Source organism: Nocardia aurantia (genome assembly GCF_009604425.1).
In the GTDB taxonomy this organism is placed as follows: Bacteria; Actinomycetota; Actinomycetes; order Mycobacteriales; family Mycobacteriaceae; genus Nocardia; species Nocardia aurantia.
Window position 1 is genome coordinate 1 of record NZ_WEGI01000049.1, and the last position, 1,265, is coordinate 1,265.

The following is a 1,265-nucleotide window of genomic DNA, read 5'->3' on the forward strand; positions in this document are numbered from 1 at the left end:
GGGACTGCTGCAGGTATAGGTGACAACCGAGTTGGCTTGCCTTCGGGCGGGCTGGAAGGATGTCGCTGTGGCCAAGCCTTACCCCCGCGAGTTCCGGGACGATGTCGTCCGGGTGGCCCGCAACCGTGACGATGGGGTGACGCTCGAGCAGATCGCCGCCGATTTCGGTGTCCACCCGATGACGCTGTCGAAATGGATGCGTCAAACCGACGTCGACGACGGCGTGAAACCTGGAAAGACGACGGGCGAGTCGGCCGAGCTTCGTGAAGCGAGGCGCCGGATTCGGTTGCTGGAGCAGGAGAACGAGGTCCTCAAGAAGGCCGCCGCCTATCTCGCGCAGGCGAACTTGCCGGGAAAATGACCTACCCGCTCGTCCGTGAGCTGGCCGCCGACGGGATCCCCGTCGCGGTGACGTGCCGGGTGCTGGGGCTGGCCCGCCAGCCCTACTATCGGTGGCTCGCCGAACCTGTCACGGCCGCTGAGCTCGATGAGGCGTATCGCGCGAACGCCCTGTTCGATGCCCATCGTGACGACCCGGAGTTCGGATACCGGTTCCTGGCCGACGAGGCCCGCGCCGCCGGCGAGCCGATGGCCGACCGGACCGCGTGGCGGATCTGCTCCGGCCAGGGCTGGTGGAGCGTGTTCGGGAAGAAACGCGGCAGCAAAAGCGGCCGGCCGGGGCCGCCGGTCCACGACGATCTGGTGCAGCGGATGTTCACCGCTGAGGCGCCGAATCGTTTGTGGCTCACCGATATAACGGAGCATCGGACCGGTGAGGGCAAGTTGTATCTGTGCGCGGTGAAGGACGTGTTCTCGAATCGGATCGTCGGCTATTCGATCGATTCACGGATGAAATCGGCGTTGGCTGTCAGGGCCCTGAGCAACGCAGTCGCCCGCCGCGGTGACGTAGCGGGTTGCGTCGTTCACAGTGATCGTGGCAGTCAATTTCGGAGCCGGAAGTTCGTGCGCGCGTTGACTCGTCACGCCATGGCGGGGTCGATGGGCCGGGTGGCCGCGGCCGGGGACAACGCGGCGATGGAGAGTTTCTTCGCACTGTTGCAGAAGAATGTGCTCGATCGTCGATCCTGGTGTACGCGTGAGGAATTGAGGATCGCGATCGTCACCTGGATCGAGCGCACATATCACCGTCGACGCCGGCAGGCCCGTCTGAGTCGTTTGACGCCGGTCGAGTACGAGGTCATCATGACCACACCGGCCAGTCAGGCCGCGTGACCGAAACTGTCACCGGATCCTGCAGCAGTCCC

At 64.9% G+C, this 1,265-nt stretch carries 1 protein-coding gene; it reads left to right on the forward strand.

Going from position 1 to position 1,265, the window contains the following annotated elements; genetic code table 11:
* Positions 1–67 precede the first annotated feature (67 nt).
* Positions 68–1,233 (forward strand): IS3 family transposase gene (locus NRB56_RS38095; protein ID WP_406603582.1). Its coding sequence is split into 2 segments (ribosomal slippage): positions 68–340 and positions 343–1,233, totalling 1,164 coding nucleotides; the frame shifts between segments, so codons are not numbered across the junction.
* The last annotated feature ends 32 nt before the right edge of the window (positions 1,234–1,265 follow it).